19 protein-coding genes are annotated in these 20,197 nt (G+C 71.9%); 9 read left to right on the top strand and 10 right to left on the bottom strand.

Features of this window, described 5'->3' with window-relative positions; all coding sequences use genetic code 11:
* Positions 1-32: 32 nt before the first annotated feature.
* From AC6F7H_RS22885 to AC6F7H_RS22850, 8 genes are all read right to left on the bottom strand, one after another.
* On the bottom strand, positions 33-878 hold the full coding sequence (locus tag AC6F7H_RS22885) for a DUF6807 domain-containing protein (protein ID WP_500758776.1): 846 nt from the start codon (positions 876-878) through the stop codon (positions 33-35).
* Complete coding sequence (locus tag AC6F7H_RS22880) at positions 875-2,101, bottom strand: Gfo/Idh/MocA family protein (protein ID WP_500758774.1); 1,227 nt, start codon at positions 2,099-2,101, stop codon at positions 875-877. The genes AC6F7H_RS22885 and AC6F7H_RS22880 overlap by 4 nt, the downstream gene beginning before the upstream one ends.
* Positions 2,098-3,000 (bottom strand): carbohydrate ABC transporter permease, encoded by a 903-nt coding sequence (locus AC6F7H_RS22875; protein WP_500758773.1) that lies wholly within the window; start codon positions 2,998-3,000, stop codon positions 2,098-2,100. Before AC6F7H_RS22875 ends, AC6F7H_RS22880 begins: the two co-directional genes overlap by 4 nt.
* Positions 2,997-3,932, bottom strand: a complete 936-nt coding sequence (locus tag AC6F7H_RS22870) for a carbohydrate ABC transporter permease (RefSeq protein ID WP_500758772.1) — start codon at positions 3,930-3,932, stop codon at positions 2,997-2,999. Before AC6F7H_RS22870 ends, AC6F7H_RS22875 begins: the two co-directional genes overlap by 4 nt.
* Before the next feature lie 135 nt (positions 3,933-4,067).
* Entirely contained in the window at positions 4,068-5,825 is a 1,758-nt protein-coding gene (gene araD, locus AC6F7H_RS22865) for an L-arabinonate dehydratase (RefSeq protein WP_500758771.1), read from the bottom strand.
* Positions 5,822-6,730, bottom strand: a complete 909-nt coding sequence (locus AC6F7H_RS22860) for a dihydrodipicolinate synthase family protein (protein ID WP_500758770.1) — start codon at positions 6,728-6,730, stop codon at positions 5,822-5,824. The genes araD and AC6F7H_RS22860 overlap by 4 nt, the downstream gene beginning before the upstream one ends.
* Complete coding sequence (locus AC6F7H_RS22855; RefSeq protein ID WP_500758769.1) at positions 6,727-7,461, bottom strand: GntR family transcriptional regulator; 735 nt, start codon at positions 7,459-7,461, stop codon at positions 6,727-6,729. Before AC6F7H_RS22855 ends, AC6F7H_RS22860 begins: the two co-directional genes overlap by 4 nt.
* Before the next feature lie 289 nt (positions 7,462-7,750).
* Positions 7,751-8,350 (bottom strand): TIGR03086 family metal-binding protein, encoded by a 600-nt coding sequence (locus AC6F7H_RS22850; RefSeq protein ID WP_500758768.1) that lies wholly within the window; start codon positions 8,348-8,350, stop codon positions 7,751-7,753.
* Between the two features lie 142 nt (positions 8,351-8,492).
* Here AC6F7H_RS22850 and AC6F7H_RS22845 point away from each other — a divergent pair, with 142 nt between their 5' ends.
* Positions 8,493-9,758 carry an MFS transporter gene (locus AC6F7H_RS22845; protein WP_500758767.1) on the top strand — a complete coding sequence of 422 codons (1,266 nt, stop codon included), beginning with the start codon at positions 8,493-8,495 and terminating at the stop codon, positions 9,756-9,758.
* On the opposite strand, the gene AC6F7H_RS22840 is transcribed toward AC6F7H_RS22845, so the two are convergent.
* A complete protein-coding gene (locus AC6F7H_RS22840) occupies positions 9,695-10,861 on the bottom strand; it encodes a hypothetical protein (RefSeq protein ID WP_500758766.1) in 1,167 nt (388 codons plus the stop codon). The two genes, AC6F7H_RS22845 and AC6F7H_RS22840, sit on opposite strands and share 64 nt — an antisense overlap.
* Positions 10,858-11,799, bottom strand: coding sequence for a 5-dehydro-4-deoxyglucarate dehydratase (locus AC6F7H_RS22835; protein WP_500758765.1), 942 nt, complete (start codon positions 11,797-11,799; stop codon positions 10,858-10,860). The genes AC6F7H_RS22840 and AC6F7H_RS22835 overlap by 4 nt, the downstream gene beginning before the upstream one ends.
* A 233-nt stretch (positions 11,800-12,032) precedes the next feature.
* Between AC6F7H_RS22835 and AC6F7H_RS22830 the strand changes: the two genes are divergently transcribed.
* The 8 genes from AC6F7H_RS22830 to AC6F7H_RS22795 all read left to right on the top strand — a co-directional run bounded on the left by AC6F7H_RS22830 (position 12,033) and on the right by AC6F7H_RS22795 (position 20,082).
* Entirely contained in the window at positions 12,033-12,842 is an 810-nt protein-coding gene (locus AC6F7H_RS22830; protein WP_500758764.1) for an NAD-dependent epimerase/dehydratase family protein, read from the top strand.
* 345 nt (positions 12,843-13,187) lie between these two features.
* A complete protein-coding gene (locus tag AC6F7H_RS22825; RefSeq protein ID WP_500758763.1) occupies positions 13,188-13,958 on the top strand; it encodes a DeoR/GlpR family DNA-binding transcription regulator in 771 nt (256 codons plus the stop codon).
* A gap of 168 nt (positions 13,959-14,126) precedes the next feature.
* Entirely contained in the window at positions 14,127-15,500 is a 1,374-nt protein-coding gene (locus tag AC6F7H_RS22820; RefSeq protein WP_500758762.1) for an ABC transporter substrate-binding protein, read from the top strand.
* On the top strand, positions 15,497-16,438 hold the full coding sequence (locus AC6F7H_RS22815) for a carbohydrate ABC transporter permease (protein ID WP_500758761.1): 942 nt from the start codon (positions 15,497-15,499) through the stop codon (positions 16,436-16,438). The genes AC6F7H_RS22820 and AC6F7H_RS22815 overlap by 4 nt, the downstream gene beginning before the upstream one ends.
* On the top strand, positions 16,435-17,286 hold the full coding sequence (locus AC6F7H_RS22810) for a carbohydrate ABC transporter permease (protein WP_500758759.1): 852 nt from the start codon (positions 16,435-16,437) through the stop codon (positions 17,284-17,286). Before AC6F7H_RS22815 ends, AC6F7H_RS22810 begins: the two co-directional genes overlap by 4 nt.
* Positions 17,283-18,272, top strand: coding sequence for a zinc-dependent alcohol dehydrogenase family protein (locus AC6F7H_RS22805; protein ID WP_500758758.1), 990 nt, complete (start codon positions 17,283-17,285; stop codon positions 18,270-18,272). The genes AC6F7H_RS22810 and AC6F7H_RS22805 overlap by 4 nt, the downstream gene beginning before the upstream one ends.
* Positions 18,273-18,574: 302 nt before the next feature.
* Positions 18,575-18,796 (top strand): hypothetical protein, encoded by a 222-nt coding sequence (locus AC6F7H_RS22800; RefSeq protein ID WP_500758757.1) that lies wholly within the window; start codon positions 18,575-18,577, stop codon positions 18,794-18,796.
* 74 nt (positions 18,797-18,870) lie between these two features.
* On the top strand, positions 18,871-20,082 hold the full coding sequence (locus tag AC6F7H_RS22795) for a TerD family protein (protein WP_500762002.1): 1,212 nt from the start codon (positions 18,871-18,873) through the stop codon (positions 20,080-20,082).
* Positions 20,083-20,197 lie beyond the last annotated feature (115 nt).

Genomic DNA, 20,197 nt, shown 5'->3' with positions numbered 1-20,197 from the left:
GTTCCGGTAGGTGGTGTCCGCCGGCGCGGCGCTCATGGGCTCACCGCCTTGCGGACCAGGGCGGCGGCGTCGTCCCGGCCGAGCCGGCCGTCGGCGACGACGGTGACGACACGGCGGACCACCGTCTCCCCGGGCGGGATCGGCAGCCGTTCGTCGTGGGCGAGGGAGGAGCCGACGCCGGGGTACTCGGCGGTGCGCACGAACCAGGGGTCGCGGCGGGTCGGTCCGGTGGCCCCGGCGAAGACCAGCGTCCAGCGGGCGCCGGCCAGGGCGAGCCAGTCGGCCCGCCGGCCGTGCGCCGCGGCCTCTCCCTCGGTGGAGGCGGTGAAGACGTCCGGCGCCGTCGCCTCCTTGCGGGCCCGCCAGAAGAAGCCGCCGTAGGCCGCGCCGGGGCGGCCGTTGGTGGCCGGACTGCCGATGGAGAGCGGCAGCCCGGTGGCGTTGGTGAGGGAGAAGGTGAAGTCCAGCGCCCAGGCGGTGTCGGTGAGTTCGGTGGCGGTGACCGTACGGCGCTCCCGCAGCAGCTCGCCCGGAGCGGCGATCCAGCGCAGTTCCTCCACGAAGCCGTCGGGGTCCCGCAGTTGGAAGGAGGCGTGCCTCTGGGAGCCGTGGTTGTCCAGTTCGGTCGGGCCCCGGTCGCGGACGTAGGTGCGTCCGCCCCAGAAGTTGTGCCCCTCGACGTCGGGAACGGCGACACCGACGCCGAGGTGGTGGGTGTGGTCCGCGGGGGACAGTTCGGTGACCGCCGTGCCGGCCAGGGTGGTGACGGGGTGCAGATAGGGGCGCGGGGAGAGCCTGCGGGGCAGCTCGGGCCGGGAGACGTACCGGCCGACCGGCCGCCCGGCGACGCGCAGGACCGTGGAGTCGTCTCTGGTCATCGGGTGTTCACCTCTTTCGGCGGGTGCTGTGCGGAACGCTGGGCGGGCGGCGCCCAGGGGGCGCCGAGTTCGGAGTAGAGGGACAGGGCCTCGGCGGCGGCCTCGACGAGCCGGTCGATGCCGGGTACGACACGGCGGTTCTCGCCGGGAACGCGGTGCCAGGCGCCGTCGGGCAGCGGAGCGGGGTCGGGCGCCTGCCGGATCGCCTCGACGACCTTCATGAAGGCGCCGGTCGCCTCCGGGGGGACCAGCAGGGGGGTGCGGGTGGTGAGGTGCTCGACGAGGTTCTCCAGCAGGTCGGTGCGGCCGAAGTGGAGTTCCTCGGGGCCGTGGCCCGCGCGCTGGACCAGGACGCGGTCCTGCTTGTACCAGAAGGTGATCCGGCCGCTGGTGCCGTGCACCATGACGTACGGCTCGTCGGCCCGCTCCGCGCACAGGGTCGCGGCGACGGTGACCGGCCGGCCCTGTGCGGTGGTGACCCGGACGCAGGAGGTGTCGTCGGACTCGATGTCGTTGGCGCGCAGCAGTTCGGTCTCGATGCCGGTGACGTCCTCGGCGCGGGTGCTGTCGCCCAGCGCCAGCGCGGTGGCGACGGCGTGGGCGAGCGGGTTGGTCAGCGCCCCGTCGACCACGTCGACGCCGTTCAGCCGGCGCCGGCCCGCCCAGGGCGCCCGCCGGAAGTAGTCCTCGGCGCGCACCCAGGCCCCGGCGCCGCCGATCCCGGTGACCCGGCCGATCGCACCCTCGGCGACCAGTTCGCGGATCGCGGGCACGGCGTGCGAGCCCAGCGACTGAAAACCGATCTGGCAGGCGACACCGGCCGCGGCGACCCCGTCGGCCATCCGGCGGAACTCGGCGTAGGACGGCGCGGGCGGCTTCTCCAGCAGGAGGTGCGCGCCCCGTTCGGCGGCGGCGAGGGCGAGGTCGGTGTGGGTGGGGATCGGGGTGCAGACGACGGCGATCCGGGCTCCGGTGGACTCCAGCAGGGCGCCGAAGTCTGCGGACTGCTCGGGCGGTTCGCCCCCAAAATCGCCCTCGAACTCGTCCTCGGTGAGCGGGGTGAGCTCGCAGACGCCGGCCAGCCGGACGAGTCCCGCCTCCTGGAGCCGGCGGATGTTCGCCAGGTGCCAGCGGCCGTGGCCGCGGGCACCGGCGAGCACGACGGGGATCGGCCGGGACACGGACCGGGGCGTGGACCGAGGCGTGGACCGGGACGCGGTCATCCCTTCACCGCCCCCGCGCTGAAGCCGGTGATCAGCCACTTCTGGATGAAGGCGAACACGATCACGACGGGCACGGCCGCGATGATGCCGCCCGCGGCGAGGGCGCCGAGGTCGACGCTGTCCGCGCTCATCAGGGTGTTGAGGCCGACCGGGATGGTCTGCTTCTCCTGGTTGTTGAGGAACATCAGGGCGAACAGGAAGTGGTTCCAGGAGTGGACGAAGGCGAACGAGCCGACGGCGATCAGACCGGGCCGCAGCAGCGGCAGGACGACCACCCGGAACGCCCGCATCCTGCTGCACCCGTCGACCCAGGCGGCCTCCTCCAGGGAGTACGGCACGTTCTTGATGAAGTTGCTGATGAGGATGATCGACAGCGGCAGCTGGAAGACCGTCTCGGCGATGATGACGCTGCCCAGCGAGTTGATCATCTGCAGCCCGGCGAAGATCTCGAACAGCGGGACCAGGAGCAGCGCGCCGGGCACGAACTGGGAGCACAGCAGGGCGAGCATGAAGACCCGCTTGACGCGGAAGTCGAACCGGGCGAGCGCGTAGCCGCCGGCCAGCGCGACGAGCGTCGTCGCGAGCAGGGTGGCGACGCCCACGAGCACGCTGTTCTGGAAGAAGGTGCCGAAGGCGCGGTCCGTCCAGACCTTCTCGAAGTGGACCGTGGTCATCGGCCAGGGCACCAGCGAGGTCGAGCCGGCCGGGCGCAGGGCGAAGAGCAGGATCCAGTAGAAGGGGATGAGCGTGAACAGCAGGTAGATGCCCAGCGGGAGGTAGATGTGCCAGCGGGGCACCTCGTCCCAGGCGCGGTGCTTCTTCCTCGCGGGGCGGCTCGGCGGCTCGGCGGCGGAGCGCGCGGGGGCGGGGGCGGCCGGGGCCGCCTCTTCGGTGATCACTTGCTTTCGCCTCCGAACTTGCTCAGCCGCAGGTAGACGATCGAGCAGAAGAGCAGAATCACGAACGCGACCGTGGTGAGCGCCGAGGCGTAACCGAAGTCGTGGGCGTCGACGCTGGTGTTGGCGATGTAGAGCGGGAGCGTCGTGGTCACGCCGGCCGGTCCGCCGCCGGTCAGGGTGTAGAGCAGGTCGACGTTGTTGAACTCCCACACCGCGCGCAGCAGCGTGGACAGGATGATGGCGTCCTTGAGGTGGGGCAGGGTGATGTGCGTGAACTGCTGGAAGCGGCTGGCCCCGTCGACCTCGGCGGCCTCGTACAGCTCCTTGGAGACGGACTGGAGGTCGGCCAGGATGAGGATGGCGAAGAAGGGGACACCGCGCCACAGGTCGGCGACGACCACCGCCGAGAAGACGGTGGAGGTGTCCGACAGCCAGCTGGTGCCGTAGTCGCCGATGCCCATGTCGGCGAGGTAACGGGTGATGCCGGTCTGGGAGTTGTAGAGGAGCACCCAGATCGCCGAGGTCAGTACGCCGGAGACGGCCCACGGGGAGAAGACCAGGGCGCGGCCGATGCCCCGGCCGACGAAGGTCTGGTTGACGATGAGGGCCAGCGCGAGCCCGAACATCAGCTGCAGGCCGACCTCGACGAAGACCCACTTGGCGCTGAAGACCAGCGTGTCCCAGAACAGCGGGTCCTCGGTGAAGAGGTGGACGAAGTTGTCGAAGCCCGCGAATCCGTTCCGCCACGGCTTGGTCGGGTTGTAGTGCTGCAGGCTGTAGTAGAAGACGCTGATGACGGGATAGGCGATGAAGCCCAGCATGAGCAGCCCCGCCGGGGCGATCAGCAGGTACGGCAGCCTGCGCGGCGTGGCGGAGGCACGGCGCCGCCTCGGTGGCGTGGGCGGTTTCGCCACGGCTGCGGCTCGGGCCATGACTGTTCTCCGTTTCTCGGTACGTCGTGCTGTGCGGTGCGTTCTCGGGGCGGCGCGTTCCCGGTGCGGTGCGTTCTCGCTGCGGGGTGAAGCGCTTTCTACATGGGTGTGCGGACAGGCCCGCGGCCCGGCGGATCAGCCCGCGTAGGGGTCCTGCACCGCGCCCGGCCGGGCGAGGAACTCGAAGTCGCAGCCGGTGTCGGCCTGGGTGATCTGCTCGTTGTAGAGCGCGCCGTAACCGCGCTCACAGCGCACCGGCGGCGGCGTCCACTCGGCCCTGCGCCGCGCCAACTCATCTTCGTCCACGTTGAGTTGCAGCTTCCGCTGCTCGACGTCGAGGGTGATCGAGTCACCGGTGCGTACCAGCGCCAGCGGCCCGCCGACGTACGACTCGGGGGCGACGTGCAGCACGCAGGTGCCGTAACTCGTGCCGCTCATCCGGGCGTCGGAGATCCGCACCATGTCCCGCACCCCCTGCTTGAGCAGGTGGTCGGGGAGGGGCAGCATGCCGTACTCGGGCATCCCGGGCCCGCCCTTGGGACCGGAGTTGCGCAGCACCAGCACATGGTCGGCGGTGATGTCCAGCGCCGGGTCGTTGATGGTGCGCTGCATGGTCCGGTAGTCGTCGAAGACGACCGCGGGTCCGGTGTGCCGCAGCAGGTGCGGCTCGGCGGCGATGTGCTTGATGACGGCGCCGTCCGGGCAGAGGTTGCCGCGCAGTACGGCGAGCCCGCCCTCCTCGGCGACCGGCTTGTCCCGGGGCCGGATGACGTCGTCGTGGTGCACCTGCGCGCCGGCGATCTGTTCGCGCAGGGTGTCGTGACAGACGGTGGGCCGGTCCAGGTGGAGCAGGTCCGGTATCCGGGAGAGGAAGCCGGGCAGACCGCCCGCGAAGTGGAAGTCCTCCATCAGGTGCGTCCGGCCGCCGGGCCGTACGTTGGCCAGCACCGGGACGGTGCGGGCGATGCGGTCGAAGTCGTCGAGGGTGAGTCCGACGCCCGCGCGGCCGGCCATCGCGATCAGATGGATCACGGCGTTGGTGGAGCCGCCCAGGCCCAGGACGGTCGTCACCGCGTCCTCGAAGGCCTCCGCGGTGAGGATGTCGCTCAGCTTCCGGTCCCGGTGGACCAGTTCGACGACGCGCAGGCCGGCCGCGGCGGCCATCCTGTCGTGCCCGGAGTCGACGGCGGGGATGCTGGAGGCGCCCGGGACCGTGACGCCGAGGGCCTCGGCGGCGGCGGTCAGCGTGGAGGCCGTCCCCATGGTCATGCAGTGACCGGGCGAGCGGGCCAGGCCGCTCTCGATCTCCTGCATCTCGCAGTCGCCGATGACGCCGGCCCGCTTGTCGTCCCAGTACTTCCACATGTCGGTGCCGGAACCGAGCACCTCGCCGCGCCAGTGGCCCGGCAACATGGGCCCGGCCGGGACGAAGACCGTCGGCAGGTCGGCGCTGGCCGCGCCCATGAGCAGGGCGGGCGTGGACTTGTCGCAGCCGCCCATCAACACGGCGCCGTCGACCGGGTAGGAGCGCAGCAGTTCCTCGGTCTCCAGGGCGAGGAGGTTGCGGTAGAGCATCGGGGTCGGCTTCTGGAAGGTCTCGCTGAGCGTGGAGACCGGGAACTCGAGCGGGAAGCCGCCGGCCTGCCAGACACCCCTTTTGACCGCCTGCGCGCGGTCGCGCAGGTGGCTGTGGCAGGGGTTGATGTCGGACCAGGTGTTGAGCACGGCGATGACGGGCTTGCCCAGGTGCTCCTCGGGCAGGTAGCCGAGCTGGCGGGTGCGGGCGCGGTGACTGAAGGAGCGCAGCCCGTCCGTGCCGTACCACTGGTGGCTGCGCAGTTCCTCGGGCCGCTTCCTCGGGGCGTTCCTCGAGGTGTTCACCGGTGTGCTCATACGGCCCACCCCGCGGCTATCGCGGCGACCTCGGCCCGCTCGTGCTCGGCCAGCTGTCTGCTCGGCGGGCGGACCTCGCGGCGGCACAGGCCGAGGGAGGCGAGGGCCTCCTTGACGACGGTGACGTTGTCGGCGGAGCCGTTGGCGCCGCGCAGTTCCTCGAAGCGGCGGATCTGCTCCCAGACCTTCATGGCGGTCGCGTAGTCACCCGACCGCAGCGCCCCGATCATGTTCAGCGACACCGACGGGGCGACGTTGACCAGTCCGGAGGTGAAGCCGGTGGCGCCCGCAGAGAAGTAGGAGGGGGCGTACGGCTCGGCCAGCCCGGCGACCCACACGAACCGCTCGATGCCCGCGTCCCGCGCGAAGGCGGCGAACTTCGCCGCGTCCGGCACGGAGTACTTCACGCCGATGACGTTGGGGCAGGTGTCGGCGAGTTCGGCGAGGCGGGCGCCGGTGAGCCGGGCGTTGCGGATGTAGGGGACGACGCCCAGTTCCGGCACGGCCTCGGCGACGGCGCGGTGGTAGTCGACCCAGCCGCTCTGGGAGACGTAGGGGTGGACGGGCTGGTGCACCATCACCATCCGCGCGCCGAGGTCGCGGGCGTGCCGTGCGGAGGCGACCGCGGTCGGTACGTCGTGACCCACGCCGACCAGGACGGACGAGCCGTCACCGGTCTCCTGCATGGTCAGCTCGGCGACGGTGCGCCGCTCCTCGGGCGTCAGGGCGTAGAACTCGCCGGTGTTGCCGTTGGGCGTCAGGGTGGTGATGCCGGCGTCGAGGAGGCGGCGCAGCAGGGCCCGGTAGCCGGCCGGGTCGACGGAGCCGTCCTCGGCGAACGGGGTCACCGGGATCGCCACCACGTCGGCCAGGGCCGCCCGTTGGGCCTCGAACGTCGTCGTCATGCCTGACCGTCCTCGCTCTTCTGGTTCTGGGCTTCCGGCACTTCCTGCGGTTCCTGGGCTGCCCGGGGTGCCTGGGTCTCGAGGTCCGCGTCGAGGTCCGCGTCGGGAAAGGCCCGGCGCACGAAGGACGCGATGTGCGCGTGCAGGGCGCGTGCCGCGCCGTCCGCGTCCTTGTCGAGGGCGAGCCGCAGGATCTCGCGGTGCTCGCTCGCCTCCCGCTCCCAGGAGGGGTCGGCGGCCCAGGCCACGGCGGAGACGAGTGCCGCCTGGTCGCGGACCTCGTCGAGCATCCGGCCGAGCAGCGGGTTGCCGCACGGCATGTACAGCGCGCGGTGGAACTCGCGGTTGCTCAGGGAGCGCTCGGCGGTGTCGGTGGCCTCGTCGGCCCGGGCCAGCGCGTCGCGCGCGGCGTCCAGGGAGGCACCGCGCCGGACGGTGCGCCGGAGCGCCTCGGGTTCGAGGAGGAGGCGCACGTCCTGGACCTCGCGCGCCATGTCCGCGTCGACCATGCGCACCGTGACGCCCTTGTACTGGCTCATCACGACCAGCCCGGTACCGGCCAGGGTCTTGAGGGCCTCGCGCACCGGGGTCTTGGACACCCCGAACTGCGCGGCGAGGTCGGTCTCGACCAGGGCCTGGCCCGGTGTCAGCCGGCCGGTGAGGATGCGTCGTTTGATCTCCTCCAGCACGTACTGCGTGCGGGAGGGGATCGGCGTGGGCACAGAGGTCATGCGCGCCTCTCGGATCTCACATATCGCGTCTCATATATGACGTACGAAGTACGACGCGATGAAACTAGAAGCGGCCCGGGGTTTCGTCAATGCTTCCGACAAAGGAAGTTCTGGTGGCCGTTCCCGCACTCCGGGAAGGGCTGTCCACGCCGCTCCCGGCCTCCCCGTGGCCGGATTCACGGCCGGGCCCGTGTGCTTGCGCAACCTCGCGAACGCGGCGCGGCCGGGTGCCCGTCGCTCGGAGGTGACGGGCACCCGGCCGCTCGGAGGGTCCCTGGGGCTTCCCTGGTCAGGCCTTTCGCGTCCACTCCGGATCGCGGCCGCTCAGTCCCACGGTCCGGTCCAGCAGCGGGGCGTCGGACGGCACCGGCACCACGGGGCCGAAGATGCCCCCGCCGCCGTCCCGGCCGGGTTCCGCCGCGGCGGCGAGGAGGAAGGCGTGCGCGGCATCGAGGGCGGCGGGGTCGGGGGCGTAGTCCTGGCCGGTGGCACGGGCCAGGTCCCAGCCGTGGATCACCAGTTCGTCGACTGCCACGGCTCCGGCCACCTCGCCCGGCAGCTCCACTCCCCCGGCCCTGGTCATGCCGGTCCAGGCCCCGGGGTCCCGCCAGGCGCCGGCGAGTTCGCCGAGCACCCGGGGCAGCTCCTCGCGCCAGCCGGGTTCGAGGTCCGGCACGGCGGCGTCCGGGCCGGTGTCGGTGGTGGCGCCGAGGTCCTTGCGCCCGGCGTCGCGGAAGGCGACGGCCAGTCCCACGAGGTGGCCCAGGATGTCGCGCACCGCGTACCGCGGACAGGGCGTTCCGTCCGCGAGCTGCGCCTCGGCGACCCCCTCGGCGAGTCGCGCCACGACCCGCGCCTGCGGTCCGAGGTCGAGGATCGGGTCGGTCATGGGCTGCTCCTCCGTGGTCGTGGTGGGTGTGCCTCCTGGGAAGCAGACCTATGCCGCACCCGGAACTCATCGCTCCTCCCTCCCCGTTCTACGGCACCTGCCCGATCCCCACGGCCGGTCCTCAGCCCCACGATGACCGGGTATGACGACGAACGGGACGACGGGCGAACCGCCGAACGGCACGACGTGGGCACTGGTGCGCGTGCTCCGGGACCCCGATGCCGGGCTCCTTCTCGCCGGGGTCGTGGTCTCCGGCTTCGGCACCTCCGCGCTGTGGCTCGCCTCCGGGATCTGGGTCAAGGACCTCACCGGCTCGGACGGCCTCGCCGCCCTGTGCCTGCTGGCCATGTGGGCGCCCACCCTGGCCGGCCCGCTGCTGGGCACACTCGCCGACCGGGTCCGCCGCAAGCCCCTGCTGATCGGCACGAGTCTGCTGATGGCCGCGCTCCTGCTCACCCTCGTCACCGTCGACTCGCCGCAGGCCCTGTGGCTCCTCTTCGCCGTCCTGTTCGTGTACGGCGCGGCAGGCGTCGTGAACGACGCGGCCGAGTCGGCGCTGGCCGCCACCGCTGTGGACCGGTCGCTCCTCGGTGACCTGGGCGGACTGCGCATGACCGCCACCGAGGGCATGAAACTGCTGGCCCCCCTGGCGGGCGCGGGCCTCTACACGGCCCACGGCGGACCGGGAGTCGCCTTTCTGGACGCGGTCACGTTCGCCGTCGCGGCGGTGCTGTACCTGTTTCTGCACGTCCGCGAGAAGCGTCCCGCGCCGCCGACCGCCGGCCAACGTGGCCGGACCGCCGAGGGCGTCCGCTTCCTCCGCGCGCACCCTGTCCTGTGGCCCCTGGTCCTGGCGGGTGGCGCCACGATGCTGTGCGCGGGGCTGAACGGTGCGCTGGTCTACGCCGTCGTCGACGGCCTCGGCCGCTCCCCCGCGTACTCCGGTGTGCTGTACGCCGTCCAGGGCGCCGGGTCGGTGGCCCTCGGCCTGTGCGCGGGGCCCGCCCTGCGCCGTCTGGGCGAGCGGCGGTTCGCGGCGTACGGCATCGTCCTGCTGGCCGGTGGGGTGGCGCTGCGGGCGGTGCCGTCCGATCCGGTGGCGTGGGCGTGCAGCGCGGCGATCGGTGCGGGGCTGCCCGCCCTGCTGATCGCCGCGCTGACCGCCGTGCAGCGCGAGACCCCGGGCCCGCTGCTGGGCCGGGTCACCGCCACCGCCAACACGTTGGTGTTCACCCCGAACGTGATCGGGCTGGCGGTCGGCGCGGCACTGGTGGAACTGATCGACCACCGGCCCGTACTGGCCGTCCTCGGACTCGCCCTGCTGGTGCCGGCGGCGGGGCTGTTTCAGAGCGCGGCGAGCGCCGCGCGTATCGCCTCCAGGTCGCCGTCCGATGCCAACCCGGCGTGATAGAGCCGTAGTTCCGTCGCGCCGAGTCGGCGGGCCTCGGTCGCGTCCGCGGTGAGGGTGCCGGGGCTGCCGCCCATGCCGGAGACCACGGTGAAGTTGGCGGCGAGGACGCCGCCCGGGTGGTTCTCCTGTGCGAACGGCGTCAGCAGGCCGGGGCCCCCGGTACAGGGGACGACCACGCCGTCGGCGACGGAGAGGATGTGCGCGGGGTCGACGCCGGCGTTGGCGCCGCAGTGGTACGACACCGGGTCCGCGTGCAGCAGGACCTGGAAGCCCTCGGGCGCCGCGTCGCGTACCGCCCGGACCGCCGCCTCCTGGAGCGTGCGGGCCGTTTCCTCGCGCCACGCGCGCGTGGCGGCCGCCGTCTTCGCGCCGAGGAGCTTCTCGACGCCCGTCCAGCCTCCCCCGCCGGAGGCCGCCCCCCGCCACACCGGCTCCAGCGCGGTCCGCACGGACGCGGCGAGTTCGCCGGCGCCCAGGCCCTGGGCCCCGTAGCCCTCGCGGCAGGACGGGCAGAAGCACAGGGACATCAGGTACTGCCCCGCGTCCCCGAGGCCGACCCCTGCGGTCTTGTCGTGGGCGTGCAGATGGGCCAGCCCGTACCAGCCGAGGGACTCCAGTTCGGTGCCGCGCGCTCCGGGCCGCACCGCCGCCTCGGCGGCCAGGTCGGTCAGGTAAGCGCGCGTGGCGGGCTGCGCGATGCACGGTGCCCAGGGGTAGCGGTCGCCGTAGGCGTTGACGACCGAGGTGTCGGGGTGTTCGGCGCCGAGTCGCGAGTTGTGCGCGAGCACGACCCAGGTGTGCACCTCCAGGCCCGCCTCCGCGAGCGCCGTCGCGGCCTCGCCGTAGGCGTCGCCGGGGGCCCAGTACCCGGCCGGGTGGGGGCGCGGGGTGCGGCCCGACCAGTGGGCGCCGGCCGGGTAGAGCACGGCCGCGTGCTCGGCGGTGACGACGCGGTGGCGCGGGTGGCGGGGGGTCAGCGCGCGGGTGGAGTGGTAGGCGGAGGCGAGCGTCACCTGCGCCACGCCGAGCGCGGCGATCCGCGCGGGGGCCTCCGGGTCCCCGTTGACGTCCCAGGGGTAGACGAACGCCGATGCCTTCATTTGGCCTCCTTGAGCAGCGCGAGCCCTCGCTCGATCAGCCGAGCGAGTTGTTCGACATGATCCCCGGACGGCTCGTTCAGCGGCGGCCGCACCTCGCCCACATCGAGCCCGCGCAGCCGCACCCCGGCCTTGACCAGGGAGACGGCGTACCCGGGGCCCTGGTCGCGCAGTTCGACGAAGGGCCGGTAGAAGCCGTCCAGCAGGCGGTCCACGGTGGCCCGGTCGCCGGTGCGCAGGGCCTGGTGGCAGGCGAGGGCGACCTCGGGCAGGAAACAGAACACCGCGGACGAGTAGAGGGTGACGCCGATGCCCCGGTAGGCGAGCTGGGTCAGTTCGGCGGTGGGCAGCCCGTTGAAGTAGAGGAAGCCGCCGGGAGCCTCGGTGCGTACGGCGCTGACGGTCCGCTGCAGGAGGTCGAGGTCGCCGTGGCCGTCCTTGAGGCCGATGATCCCGTCGGTGCGGGCCAGTTCGACCACGCTCGCGGGGGTGAACACGGCGTTGTCGCGCTGGTAGACGATCAACGGCAGGGCGGTCGCCGCGGCGAGCTCCCGGTAGTGCCGCAGCAGCCCCTCCTGGCCGGCCCGCACCAGGTAGGGCGGCATGGCGAGCAGCCCGTCCGCCCCTGCGCGTCGGGCGAGTTCGGCCCAGTGCACCGCGAGCCTGGTGCCGTAGCCGGCGCCCGCGACGACCGGGACGCGCCCCTCGGCCGCTTCGACGGCGGCCCGCACACAGGTCTCGAACTCCTCGGGCGTCAGGGCGTGGAACTCCCCGGTCCCACAGCAGGCGAAGACGGCGGCGGCCCCGGCCTCGACCCCGCGTCGTACATGGAGCCGGTAGGTGTCGAGGTCGATGGAGCCGTCGGTTCCGTAGGCGGTGACCGGGAAGAACAGCGGTCCGCTGGGGTTGCCGAGTCGGGTGGCGAGAGGGGCTGGCGTCACAAGCTCTCCCTGGTCCATATTCGTGATCAATGTCTACATCCCTGAATCGTGTCACGCTAAGGCGCCCCGGGGACGCCGGTCAAGCGCGCGAACCCGGCAGGCACCAGCCGATTCCCCCGTTCCACGGGAAGACGCGGGATACTTGACGGGTCACGGCCCACCTCCTTAGCGTGTCCACGAATATGAATGCCGTGCGCACATATGCACGGCCGGTGATGCAAGGAGATCCCTGGATGCCCGCTCCCCGCACCGTTCTGCTCACCGGCGCCGCCGGCGGCCTCGGCACCCTGATGCGGGGCCTGCTCCCGGACTACGGCTACCGGTTGCGCCTGCTCGACCTGCACCCGGTCGAGGGCGAGCCGGACGCGATCGTCGCGGACCTGGCCGACAAGGAGGCCGTGCGCGAGGCGGTCCGCGGTGTCGACGCGATCATCCACCTCGCGGGCATCTCCCTCGAGGCCTCCTTCGAGAAGATCCTCGCGGCGAACATCGAGGGCACCTACCACCTGTACGAGGCCGCACGCGAGGAGGGCGTCGGGCGCATCGTCTTCGCCTCCTCCAACCACGCCGTCGGCTACACACCCCGCCCTCCGGCCGACGACCCGCTCATCCCCGTCGACACCCCGCACCGCCCGGACACCTTCTACGGCCTGTCCAAGTGCTTCGGCGAGGACCTCGCCCAGCTCTACTGGGACAAGCACGGCCTGGAGACCGTCTCCGTACGCATCGGATCCTGTTTTCCCGAGCCGACCAGTGTGCGGATGCTCTCGATCTGGATGAGCCCCGCCGACGGCGCCCGCCTCCTGCACGCGGCCCTGACCGCCGAGCACGTCGGACACACGGTCGTCCACGGCTCGTCCGCCAACACACGCCTGTGGTGGGACCTCACCTCCGCGCGTGCGCTCGGTTACGACCCGCAGGACGACTCCGAGCCGTTCGCCGCGAAGCTCGTCGCCGAGCAGGGCGAACTGGATCCGGACAACGAGGCGCACGCGCGCATCGGCGGCCACTTCGTGACCGACCCGCCGATCTGGCCGTACTGAGACCACGGGCCCGACGCGCCGCCGAAGCCGCGGGCTCGGCACCGGCACCGGCACATCGACGGCACGCGCGTGCGTGGCCGCGGCGGAAATCCGACGCCCCACCGGCGGGCGGGCACCGAACGGGCCCGCCCGCCGCCGCATTCGGGCACGCGCGACGCCCGTTTCCGCACCCCGGTCCGTCCCCGTGCAGGTCCGAGCCGGACACGGCCGGAGGCGAACGGGCGGAAACGGGCAGTACCGGTTCCACAACAGGCCTGGTCAGCCGCGCGGACCACCTGTACAACTGCCTGCAAGGACCCCACAGGGCCCGAACGGGCAGCGAGATCAGGAAGCAGGTGTTCGGCCATGCGCGACAGAACGGCCGAAGAGCGCCAGCGGGAGATCGTCCGGGTGGCGCGCGCCACCGGCTCGGTCGACGTCACGGCGCTCGCCACCGATCTGGGCGTGGCCAAGGAGACCGTGCGACGGGACCTGCGCGCCCTGGAGGACCACGGCCTGGTGCGCCGCACCCATGGCGGCGCCTATCCCGTGGAGAGCGCCGCCTTCGAGACCACGCTCGCCTTCCGCGCCACCAGCCATGTGGCCGAGAAGCGCAGGGTCGCGAACGCCGCGGCCGAGTTGCTCGGCGACGCGGAGACGGTCTTCGTCGACGAGGGCTTCACCCCGCAGCTCATCGCCGAGGCACTGCCCCGGGACCGGCCGCTCACCGTGGTCACCGCCTCCCTTCCGGTCGCGGGCGCGCTCGCCGAGACCGGCACCGTGTCCGTGCTGCTGCTCGGCGGCCGGGTCCGCTCCGGCACCCTCGCCACCGTCGACCACTGGACGACGAAGATGCTCTCCGGCTTCGTCGTCGACCTGGCGTTCATCGGCGCCAACGGCATCTCCCGCGAACACGGTCTGACCACGCCCGACCCGGCGGTCAGCGAGGTCAAGACGCAGGCGGTCCGGGCCGCGCGCCGGGTGGTGTTCGCGGGCGTCCACACCAAGTTCGGGGCGGTCAGCTTCTGCCGGTTCGCCGAGGTCGGCGCATTGGAGGCGATCGTCACCAGCACGCTGCTCCCGGCGTCCGAGGCCCATCGCTACTCCCTGCTGGGGCCCCAGGTCATCCGGGTCTGACCCGGTAAAACCGCACCACGGCACACCCCCGCGCGCCCCCGCACCACGGCGTACCACGACGCACCGCGCGCCGTTCCCACCCCACACCGTTCCACTCCCCCGCGGGCCGAGCCGTCCAAGCAACGTCTGATACCCCCCTGAACCTCCCTATACGTGCAGGAGCGATCCATGCGAACCCAGAGCCGACGGAGGCCGCCGCGAGCCGCACTCGCCGCGGCCGCCGCAGGGACGCTGCTCGCCCCGCTGCTCTCCGGCTGCTGGGTCGGAGCGGGCGGGGCCGGATCCGGCGGTGGCGCCGTCAACGTCCTGATGGTCAACAACCCGCAGATGGTGACGCTGCAGAAGCTGACCGCCGCGCACTTCACCAAGGACACCGGCATCAAGGTGAACTTCACCGTGCTGCCGGAGAACGACGTCCGCGACAAGATCAGCCAGGACTTCGCCAACCAGGCCGGCCAGTACGACGTCGCCACCCTGTCCAACTACGAGATCCCGATCTACGCCCGCAACGGCTGGCTCCGGGAGATGGACTCCTACGTCGACGAGGACACCGCCTACGACGAACAGGACATCCTGGGGCCGATGCGCCGGTCCCTCACCGGGGACGACGGCAAGCTCTACGGCCAGCCCTTCTACGGCGAGTCCTCGTTCCTGATGTACCGCAAGGACATCCTCGAGCGGGAGGGCCTGACGATGCCGGCCGCCCCCACCTGGGAGCAGGTGGCCGACATCGCCGCGCAACTCGACGGGGCCGAGCCCGGCATGAAGGGCATCTGCCTGCGCGGTCTGCCCGGCTGGGGCGAGGTCATGGCCCCGCTGACGACCGTGGTGAACACCTTCGGCGGCACCTGGTTCGACGAGGACTGGAACGCCCGCCTCGACTCCCCCGAGTGGCAGCGGGCGACGAAGTTCTACGTCGACCTGGTCCGCGAGCACGGCCAGGCAGGCGCCGCCCAGTCCGGCTTCGCCGAGTGCCTGAACAACACCACTCAGGGCAAGACCGCCATGTGGTACGACGCCACCTCCGCGGCCGGCTCCCTGGAGTCCGCCGACTCTCCCGTCAAGGGCAAGATGGGCTACGCCCCCGCCCCCGTCGAGAAGACGGAGTCGGCCGGCTGGCTCTACACCTGGGCCTGGGGCATCCAGAACGCCTCCCGGAACCCGGACAACGCCTGGAAGTTCGTCTCGTGGGCCTCCGGCAAGGAGTACGAGCAACTGGTCGGCGACGAGATCGGCTGGTCCGACGTCCCGGCCGGCAAGCGCGCCTCCACTTATGCCGACCCGGACTACCGCGCGCAGGCCGCGGCCTTCCAGGAGATGACCAGGAAGGCCATCGAGCAGGCCCGCCCGGACGACCCGGGTGTGCAGCCGCGGCCCGCGCCCGGCATCCAGTTCGTCGGCATCCCCGAGTTCACGGACCTCGGCACCCAGGTCTCCCAGGAGATCAGCGCGGCCATCGCCAAACGCCAGTCCGTCGAGTCGGCCCTGAAGAAGTCCCAGCGGCTCGCCGAAGAGATCTCCGAGGAGTACGAGGGACGATGACCGCCACGACGACGGCCCCCGTGGCCGCCCCGGACATCCGCCCGAGCGGTGGCCTGCGCTCCGACCGGCTGCGCGGCTGGGCCACCAGGGCCCCGCTGCTGCCCGCCCTGATCTTCATGATCGCGGTCACCCAGCTGCCCTTCGTGGCCACGCTGGTGATCTCCTTCTTCGACTGGAACTCCCTCTACCCCGACGCCCGGAAGTTCGCCGGCTTCGAGAACTACGGAGAGGTCCTCGGCGACCCCGACCTTCGCCGGTCGGTCTGGACGACGATCCTGCTGACGGTGGCGGTCGTCCTCACCAGCCTGGTCCTCGGGCTGCTGCTCGCCCTGCTGCTCGACCGGAGGTTCCGCGGCCGGGGCATCGTCCGCACCCTGCTCATCGCACCGTTCCTGGTGGTGCCGGTGGCGGCGGCCCTGCTGTGGAAACACGTCCTCTACAACCCCGAGTACGGCCTGCTCAACGGCCTGCTGCGCTACGTCGGCGGCCCGCAACCGGACTGGATCTCGGGCGCCCCGCTCCTGGCGGTTCAGGCCGCGCTGGTGTGGCAGTGGACACCGTTCATGATGCTGATCCTGCTCGCCGGGCTGCAGAGCCGGGACCAGGAGCAGATCGAGGCGGCCCGGGTCGACGGCGCGGGCGACTGGCAGATCTTCCGCCACCTCACGCTGCCCCACCTGCGCCGCTACCTCGAACTGGGCGCCCTGCTCGGCTCGATCTACATCGTGCAGAACTTCGACGCGGTCTTCACGATCACGTCCGGCGGCCTGGGCACCGCCAACCTCCCCTACACCGTCTACCAGACCTTCTACCAGGCCCATGAGAACGGCCTGGCCTCGGCCGCCGGCGTCCTGGTCGTCATCGGCTCGATCATCATCGCGACCTTCGCCCTGCGCGTCGTGTCGTCCCTGTTCCGCGAGGAGGTGTCCCGCGCATGAGCACCGTCGCCGTACGCACCCGCGGCCGGATCCGCAAGGGAGCGGGTCTCGGCCTGGTGGCCTGGCTGGCCGGGATCGTCTTCTTCCTGCCCATCGCCTGGATGGCGCTGACGTCCTTCCACTCCGAGCAGGACGCGGCCACCAACCCGCCGTCCTTCACCGCCGCCCTCACTCTGGACGGCTACCGCGAGTTCTTCGGCGCGGGCGGCGGCGCGAGCCCCTGGCCGTCCCTGATCAACTCGACGGTGGCGTCCGTGGCCTCGGTGGTCCTGGTCCTGCTGCTCGCACTCCCGGCGGCGTACGCCCTGTCCATCCGTCCGGTGAAGCGGTGGACGGACGTCCTGTTCTTCTTCCTCTCCACCAAGATGCTGCCGGTCGTGGCCGGCCTGCTGCCGATCTACCTGTTCGCCAAGAACGCCGGGATGCTCGACAACGTCTGGCTGCTGGTCCTGCTCCACACCTCCATGAACCTGCCGATCGCCGTGTGGATGATGCACTCCTTCCTCTCGGAGATCCCGGTCGCGGTGATCGAGGCCGCCCAGATCGACGGGGCCCGGCTGCCGACGGTGCTGGCGCGCGTGGTCGCCCCGATGGCGCTGCCCGGCATCGCGGCGACGGCCCTGATCTGCTTCATCTTCAGCTGGAACGAGCTGCTGTTCGCCCGGGTGCTGACGGGTGTGGTCGCCGAGACCGCCCCCGTCTTCCTGACCGGCTTCATCACCAGCCAGGGCCTCTTCCTGGCCAAGGTGTGCGCCGCGTCGCTCGTCATCTCCCTGCCGGTGCTCGCCGCGGGGTTCGCCGCTCAGGACAAACTCGTCCAGGGCCTGTCGTTGGGAGCCGTGAAATGAAGGCCGCCGTCATCGAGTCCGTGGGCCGCGCAGTCGTCGCCGAGGTCCCGGACCCGACGCCAGGGCCCCGCGAGGTCGTCGTCGAGGTCGCGGCCTGCGGGCTGTGCGGGACGGACCTGCACATCCTCCAGGGCGAGTTCGCGCCGAAGCTGCCCATCGTCCCCGGCCACGAGTTCGCGGGCGAGGTCGTCGGCGTCGGCTCCCAGGTCACCGAGGTGTCGCTCGGCGACCGGGTCGCCGTGGACCCCTCCCTGTACTGCTACGAGTGCCGCCACTGCCGCACCGGCCACAACAACCTGTGCGAACGCTGGGCCGCGATCGGCGTCACCACGGCGGGCGGGGCGGCCCAGTACGCGGTGGCCCCGGTGGCGAACTGCGTCAAGCTGCCCGAGCACGTCCGCACCCAGGACGCCGCCCTGATCGAGCCGCTCTCCTGCGCGGTGCGCGGCTACGACGTCCTGCGGTCCCGCCTCGGCGCGCACGTCCTCATCTACGGCTCCGGAACCATGGGCCTGATGATGCTGGAACTGGCCAAGCGGACCGGCGCGGCAAGCGTGGACGTCGTCGACATCAACGCCGACCGCCTCGCCACCGCCCACCAGCTCGGCGTCTCCGCCTCGGCGACCGACGCGGACGAGCTGGACCGGCCGCAGGGCTGGGACCTCGTCGTCGACGCCACGGGCAACGCGGCGGCGATCCAGGACGGGCTGGAGCGGGTCGCCAAGGCCGGCACCTTCCTGCAGTTCGGCGTCGCCGACTACGCGACCCGCGTGACGATCGACCCCTACCGCATCTACAACCAGGAGATCACCATCACCGGCTCCATGGCCGTCCTGCACAGCTACGAGCGCGCGGCCGAACTCTTCGCGACGGGCGTCCTGGACCCGGACGTCTTCATCAGCGACCGCATCCCGCTCGACCGCTACCCGGAGGCACTGGAGCAGTTCGCCCGGGGGGTGGGGAGGAAGACCGTGGTGGTTCCGTAGGTTTTCCCCGCCCCCGCCGCCCCTGCCCGTTCCCGTCCCCCGGGGCTGCGCCCCCAGCCCCCCTTCGGCCCTGCGGGCCTCGTCCTCAAACGCCGGAGGGGCTGAAAACAGCCCCTCCGGCGTTTGAGGACGAGGTCTGGGGCGGAGCCCCGGGGTCGATGGGGGTCCCTCCTGCTCATGGGGTCCCCCCTGTTCGAGCGGAGCCGAGAACTCGGGGGAGAAGCCGAGAGCTTGGGGGAGGGAAGGGCGGCGGGGGCGAAATCCCCTGGGCCGCCCCACCTCTGCCGCCGTAGCATCCGCGCATGCCCCGACCCCACGGCTTCGCCTACGAGGCCCACCCCAACGGCACCGTGCACATCACCCACCACAACCGCCCCGCGACCACCCTGAACGGTGACCGCGCCGCCCGTTTCCTCACCGAGGTCACCAGCAGCGACCCCCAGCTCGTCATGGCCCGCTGGACCGGGAACTACAAGCGCGGCAACGAGCGCACCGCCCGCAACCACCCCCGCAACCGACGCTGAGAGCCACTGCCCCATTCGGGCCACAGGTAAGGGAACGGTAAATCGCCTCCGCTCGTTCACCCGGCATGACAGCTATGACCCCCGGCTCGAACATCTCCCTCCCCACCGCCCGTGTGACGGTGGACGTCGCCGCCCCGGTGCGGCTCGACGTATCGGGCCTGCTGCTCACCTCCGACGGCAAGGTGCGCTCCGACGACGACTTCATCTTCTACAACCAGCCCGCGGGTCCCGGTGTGACCTACCGTTCCGGCGGCGGCACGGCCCCCGACGCCATCACCGTCGACACCGCGGCGGTCCCGCCCGGCATCGAGAAGATCGTCGTCACCGCGAGCCCCGACGCCCAGGGCCAGACGTTCCAGGGCATCGAACCGACGGCCACCATCCGGAGCGCCGACGACAACGCGGTCCTGGCCACCTTCACGCCCCCGCGCCTCGGCACCGAGACCGCCCTGGTGGTCGTCGAGATCTACCTGCGCAACGGCGCCTGGAAGGCCCGCGCGGTCGGCCAGGGCTACGCCAACGGCCTGGCCGGCATCGCCACCGACTTCGGAGTCACGGTCGAGGAACCGGCCGCTCCCGCCCAGCCGGCCGCCCCCGCCCAGCCGGCCACTCCGCCCCCGCCCGCCACGCAGCCGCCGGTGAGCCCGCCGGCCCCGCCGATGTCCGCCCCGCAGGCCCCGCCGGCGCCCGCCGCCGCGCCCGGCACCGGGAAGATCAACCTGGACAAGGGCCGGGTCAGCCTCCAGAAGAACCAGACCGTCTCCCTGATGAAGGGCGGCCGCCCGCTGCTCTCGCGGGTCCGGATGGGCCTCGGCTGGGAGCCCGCGTACCGGGGCAAGGACATCGACCTCGACGCCTCGGTCATCGCCTACGGCCCGCAGCGCAACCACGTCGACAGCTGCTACTTCGGCAAGCTCCAGATCGTGGGCGGCGCGATCCAGCACTCCGGCGACAACCTCACGGGCGAGGGCGCCGGGGACGACGAGACGATCACGGTGGACCTCGGCCGCCTCCCCCAGGACGTCACCGGTCTGGTCTTCACGGTCAACTCGTTCTCCGGCCAGAAGTTCACCCAGGTGGCCAAGGCGTACTGCCGTCTCCTGGACGCCGGCACCGGTGAGGAACTGGTCCGCTTCGACCTCACCTCCGCCGAGCCGCAGACGGGCGTGATGATGGCGAAGCTGATCCGCCAGTTCTCCGGCGAGTGGGAGATGACCGCGATGGGCGAGTTCGTGAAGTCCCGCACGGTACGGGGCATGGTCAAGCCGGCCGCCCAGTCCCTCTGACCGCGCGGGCGGACCCGGGGGCGCCCCTGTCCGCAGGGGCGCCCCCGAGCACCCGGCCCCGGACCGGAGGGCTACGGCCGCAGTCCTCCCTCAGCAATCCCGGACACCGGCGCGG

Source organism: Streptomyces sp. MMS24-W38 (assembly GCF_059889265.1).
Note: the sequence above shows the minus strand (reverse complement) of the source record. Positions and strands in the feature narration are given on the sequence as shown.

What these genes read in the sequence shown, in the direction of transcription:
- AC6F7H_RS22855 (WP_500758769.1), bottom strand. Translation starts at nt 7,461, where the DNA reads ATGACCTCTGTGCCCACGCCGATCCCCTCCCGCACGCAGTACGTGCTG.
- AC6F7H_RS22820 (WP_500758762.1), top strand. Translation starts at nt 14,127, where the DNA reads ATGCGAACCCAGAGCCGACGGAGGCCGCCGCGAGCCGCACTCGCCGCG.
- AC6F7H_RS22845 (WP_500758767.1), top strand. Translation starts at nt 8,493, where the DNA reads ATGACGACGAACGGGACGACGGGCGAACCGCCGAACGGCACGACGTGG.
- AC6F7H_RS22800 (WP_500758757.1), top strand. Translation starts at nt 18,575, where the DNA reads ATGCCCCGACCCCACGGCTTCGCCTACGAGGCCCACCCCAACGGCACC.
- AC6F7H_RS22870 (WP_500758772.1), bottom strand. Translation starts at nt 3,932, where the DNA reads ATGGCCCGAGCCGCAGCCGTGGCGAAACCGCCCACGCCACCGAGGCGG.
- AC6F7H_RS22795 (WP_500762002.1), top strand. Translation starts at nt 18,871, where the DNA reads ATGACCCCCGGCTCGAACATCTCCCTCCCCACCGCCCGTGTGACGGTG.
- AC6F7H_RS22805 (WP_500758758.1), top strand. Translation starts at nt 17,283, where the DNA reads ATGAAGGCCGCCGTCATCGAGTCCGTGGGCCGCGCAGTCGTCGCCGAG.
- AC6F7H_RS22810 (WP_500758759.1), top strand. Translation starts at nt 16,435, where the DNA reads ATGAGCACCGTCGCCGTACGCACCCGCGGCCGGATCCGCAAGGGAGCG.
- AC6F7H_RS22815 (WP_500758761.1), top strand. Translation starts at nt 15,497, where the DNA reads ATGACCGCCACGACGACGGCCCCCGTGGCCGCCCCGGACATCCGCCCG.
- AC6F7H_RS22885 (WP_500758776.1), bottom strand. Translation starts at nt 878, where the DNA reads ATGACCAGAGACGACTCCACGGTCCTGCGCGTCGCCGGGCGGCCGGTC.
- AC6F7H_RS22840 (WP_500758766.1), bottom strand. Translation starts at nt 10,861, where the DNA reads ATGAAGGCATCGGCGTTCGTCTACCCCTGGGACGTCAACGGGGACCCG.
- AC6F7H_RS22850 (WP_500758768.1), bottom strand. Translation starts at nt 8,350, where the DNA reads ATGACCGACCCGATCCTCGACCTCGGACCGCAGGCGCGGGTCGTGGCG.
- AC6F7H_RS22880 (WP_500758774.1), bottom strand. Translation starts at nt 2,101, where the DNA reads ATGACCGCGTCCCGGTCCACGCCTCGGTCCACGCCCCGGTCCGTGTCC.
- AC6F7H_RS22860 (WP_500758770.1), bottom strand. Translation starts at nt 6,730, where the DNA reads ATGACGACGACGTTCGAGGCCCAACGGGCGGCCCTGGCCGACGTGGTG.
- araD (WP_500758771.1), bottom strand. Translation starts at nt 5,825, where the DNA reads ATGAGCACACCGGTGAACACCTCGAGGAACGCCCCGAGGAAGCGGCCC.
- AC6F7H_RS22830 (WP_500758764.1), top strand. Translation starts at nt 12,033, where the DNA reads ATGCCCGCTCCCCGCACCGTTCTGCTCACCGGCGCCGCCGGCGGCCTC.
- AC6F7H_RS22825 (WP_500758763.1), top strand. Translation starts at nt 13,188, where the DNA reads ATGCGCGACAGAACGGCCGAAGAGCGCCAGCGGGAGATCGTCCGGGTG.